This is a genomic window from uncultured Clostridium sp. (assembly GCF_937920395.1).
Classification (GTDB): Bacteria; Bacillota; Clostridia; order Clostridiales; family Clostridiaceae; genus Clostridium_AD.
The window spans coordinates 1-3898 of the sequence record NZ_CALEVF010000294.1; the positions used below are offsets into that span (position 1 = coordinate 1).

The 3898-nt window shown below is 31.2% G+C and carries 4 protein-coding genes; all 4 read left to right on the plus strand.

Going from position 1 to position 3898, the window contains the following annotated elements; all coding sequences use genetic code 11:
• Window positions 1–13 precede the first annotated feature (13 nt).
• Window positions 14–1102: a Gfo/Idh/MocA family protein gene (locus Q0649_RS18410; RefSeq protein WP_298845447.1), complete on the plus strand. Its 1089-nt coding sequence runs from the start codon at window positions 14–16 to the stop codon at window positions 1100–1102.
• Between the two features lie 34 nt (window positions 1103–1136).
• Window positions 1137–1877 carry an acyltransferase gene (locus tag Q0649_RS18415; RefSeq protein WP_298845448.1) on the plus strand — a complete coding sequence of 247 codons (741 nt, stop codon included), beginning with the start codon at window positions 1137–1139 and terminating at the stop codon, window positions 1875–1877.
• An 80-nt stretch (window positions 1878–1957) separates the two neighbouring features.
• On the plus strand, window positions 1958–2662 hold the full coding sequence (locus Q0649_RS18420) for a cytidylyltransferase domain-containing protein (protein WP_298845450.1): 705 nt from the start codon (window positions 1958–1960) through the stop codon (window positions 2660–2662).
• A complete protein-coding gene (gene neuB / locus Q0649_RS18425; RefSeq protein WP_298845452.1) occupies window positions 2655–3698 on the plus strand; it encodes an N-acetylneuraminate synthase in 1044 nt (347 codons plus the stop codon). Before Q0649_RS18420 ends, neuB begins: the two co-directional genes overlap by 8 nt.
• Window positions 3699–3898 lie beyond the last annotated feature (200 nt).

Sequence of the window (3898 nt, forward strand, 5' to 3'; positions counted from 1 at the left end):
AGGAGGATTTTAAATGAAAAAAATACGTATGGCAATAATAGGATGCGGAAGAATATCATATAAACATGTGGAGGCTATAATCCAAAATAAGGATGAAATTGAACTTGTAGCAGTTTGTGATGTTATAGAAGCTAACGCTACTGCTAAAAAAGATGAATACATAGAAAAAATAGGTAAAGATGTAGAGATTAAAGTTTACACGGATTATAAAGAAATGCTTAAAAAAGTGAATATTGATATGGTGTCTATAGCTACTGAAAGTGGCTATCATCCGGGAATAGCAATATATTGCATGAACAAAGGGAAACATGTACTTGTGGAAAAACCAATGGCTTTATCTATTCAAGATGCTGACAGAATGATTGAATGTGCAAATAAAAATAATGTTAAGCTTTGTGTTAGTCATCAAAACAGATTTAATGAGCCAATACAAAAGCTAAGAGCTGCAGTTGAGGAAAATAGATTTGGTAAATTAGTTAATGGAACAGCAAGAATCCTTTGGAATAGGAATATGGGATATTATACCCAAGCACCATGGAGAGGTACTTGGCAGCTAGATGGTGGTACTTTAATGAATCAATGTATTCATAACATCGATTTATTACAATGGATGATGGGTGGAGATGTAGATACTGTTTATGCGCAGTGTGGAACCTTTTTAAGAGATATAGAAGCAGAAGATTTTGGAGCAATCATTATTAGATTTAAAAATGGAGCAATAGGAGTAGTTGAAGGGTCTGCTTGTGTATATCCTAAAAACTTAGAAGAAACACTAAGTATATTTGGTGAAAATGGTACAGTAGTTATTGGCGGTATTGCAGTTAATGCAATAGAAACTTGGAGATTTGGTGATAATAAGGATACTGAGCAAGAAATATTAAGTCAGCAGAAGGGAGACCCAGACTCAGTATATGGGTTTGGGCATACACCATTATTTAAAGATATGATAGATGCTATAAATACGAATAGACAACCACTCATAAATGGAGTAGAAGGTAAAAAAGGAATGTCTATAATACTTGCAGCTTATAAATCAAGACTAACGGGACTTCCAGTTAAATTTCCAATGGGGGACTTCTCAACAATGCAAATGAAAAAATAGTTTTAAAGATTTCATATGAAAAGGAGATATTTTCATGAAGTACGTTTCAGATAAATGTGTTTGGGGCAAAAATATAACTATAGGACATTTTGTAGTAATAGATGACAATGTAATAATAGGTGATAATTGTGTTATAGGAAGTAATGTAGTTATACATGAAGGAACTATTGTAGGACCTAATGTTAGAATAGATGATAATACAGTAATTGGGAAACAACCTATGAAATCTGTAAATAGCATATTTAAAAGTGAAGAAAAATTGTTGCCATCTAAAATTGGTGAAGGATGCCTTATAGGTGCCGGTGTAATTATTTATTGTGGATGTGAAATTGAAGATAAGGTTTTAATTGCTGATACTGCTGTAATAAGAGAAAATGTTATAGTAGGGTCAAGGACTATTATTGGTCGTGGAACTACTATTGAAAATTTCTGTAAGGTAGGTTCTAATTGTAAAATACAAACTAATGTATACATAACAGCGTATTCACAGGTGGGTGATCATGTATTTATTGCACCTTGCGTCACAACATCTAATGATAATTATGCAGCAAGATCTAAAGAAAGATTCGGTAAATTTAAAGGAGTAACTATTAAAAATGGTGGAAGAATTGGGGCAGGAGCTGTAATTCTACCTGGTATCACAATATATGAGGATGGTTTTGTAGCCGCAGGTAGTGTAGTTACAAAAGATGTTCAAGTAGGTGTTATTGTAGTTGGTAATCCTGCTAAGGTAATGCGCAATGTACCTGAGAATCAATTGCTGAAGAATCAATAAAAGAAGTAAAATAATTCCATTATTATGAATTTAAGGAGTTATAAGTAAGTGCGTAAAATTATACTTAGAAGGGGATAATTATGTATAAGAACAAAAGATTTCTCGCTATTATTCCAGCAAGAGGTGGTTCTAAAAGTATACCCAATAAAAATATTATGTCCATATGTGGTAAACCACTTATAGCTTACACAATTGATGCGGGAAAGAAATCTAAATATGTAGATGAAATAATAGTGTCAACAGATAGTGAGGTAATTAAGGTTATTGCAGAGCAGTATGGTGCTAAAGTGCCGTTTTTAAGACCAGAGGAACTATCAAATGATACTTCAAAATCTATAGATGTAGTAATGCATTGTATTGATTTTTATAAAAATAATAATGTTAGTTTTGATTATGTGATATTATTACAGCCAACATCACCTTTAAGAACATTTGAACATTTAGATAATGCTATAGAAAAACTTATTGAGTTAAATAGCACGTCACTTGTAAGTGTATGTGAAGTGGATGAAAATCCTGTACTTATGAGAAAAATAGTTAATGAAAAACTAAAAGAAATTATAAGTTTTGAGGGAACAAATCTAAGACGTCAAGATTTACCTGTTTTTTATAAATTTAATGGAGCATTGTATATAAATTCAAATGATATGTTAATAAATCAAAGAAAATTTATTGATGAAAATACAATCCCTTATGTAATGGATAAAGAAAGCTCTATAGATATTGATACAATGCTCGATGCAAGACTTGTAGAACTTATAATAAAGGAGAGTTTAGATGTTTAAGATAGAAAATAAAGTTATAGGTGATGGAAATCGGGCTTTTATTATAGCTGAGGCTGGAGTTAATCATAATGGAGATATTGATATAGCAAAACAACTGGTAGATAAAGCTGTAACCTGTGGGGTTGATGCAATAAAGTTTCAAACGTTTAAAACAGAGAAAATAGTTACTGGATATGCGGATATGGCTGATTACCAAAAGAGTAATATTGGCCATGTTTTCTCGCAGTTTAACATGTTAAAGAAACTAGAACTATCACAAGAAAGTTTTATAAAAATTCAACAATATTGTAATTATAAGGGAATTATGTTTTTATCTACTCCTTTTGATTTTGAAAGTGCAGATTTTTTAGAATCTATAGGAGTGCCAGCTTTTAAAATTGGTTCAGGAGATTTAACTAATATTCCTCTTTTACAACATATTGCAAAATTTAATAAACCTATAATATTATCCTCTGGAATGGCGATTCTTTCGGAAATAGAAGATGCATTAAACGCTATTTATTGTTTTGAAAATAGAGATGTCGCTGTGCTTCATTGTACTTCAAATTATCCAGCTGAATTACAAAGTGTTAATTTGAATGCTATGAATACTATAAAAAATGCTTTTAAAGTTGTAAGCGGATATTCTGATCATACGAAGGGTATAACTGTGTCAATAGCTGCAGTAGCAATGGGAGCTAGTATAATTGAAAAACATTTTACAATAGATAAAAATATGAAGGGACCAGACCACAAAGCTTCATTAAATCCTACTGAACTAAAAGATATGGTTCAAGCAATTAGGGATGTGGAAATGGCACTTGGAAATGGTATTAAAAGATATAACCTAAGTGAAGTAGATACGATGAAAGCTGCAAGGAAAAGTATTGTTGCAGCTAGATATATTAAAAAAGGGCAGACTATAACCCTAATGGATTTAGAGTATAAAAGACCTGGGACTGGACTTTCACCTAAATTTTATGTAGATATTATTGGGAAAAAAGCTAATAGTGATATAAAAATTGATGAACAAATAAATTTGAATATTATAGAATGACATTGACTAATTAGTTTCTTTATTTTATAGATTAAAACAATAATAATTGTTATTACCAAAGAGCACTGCAAGGAGGGTAAGTATGAAAAGAAAAATAGCAGTTATAACAGGAACAAGAGCCGATTATGGAATATTTTATCATATACTTAAGGAAATTGAAAAACATGAATCGTTGGATCTTAAGCTTATTGTATGTGGCA

Excerpts from the sequence above, each read along its gene's own strand:
- Q0649_RS18410 (WP_298845447.1), top strand. The coding sequence starts at position 14 with ATGAAAAAAATACGTATGGCAATAATAGGATGCGGAAGAATATCATAT.
- Q0649_RS18415 (WP_298845448.1), top strand. The coding sequence starts at position 1,137 with ATGAAGTACGTTTCAGATAAATGTGTTTGGGGCAAAAATATAACTATA.
- Q0649_RS18420 (WP_298845450.1), top strand. The coding sequence starts at position 1,958 with ATGTATAAGAACAAAAGATTTCTCGCTATTATTCCAGCAAGAGGTGGT.
- neuB (WP_298845452.1), top strand. The coding sequence starts at position 2,655 with ATGTTTAAGATAGAAAATAAAGTTATAGGTGATGGAAATCGGGCTTTT.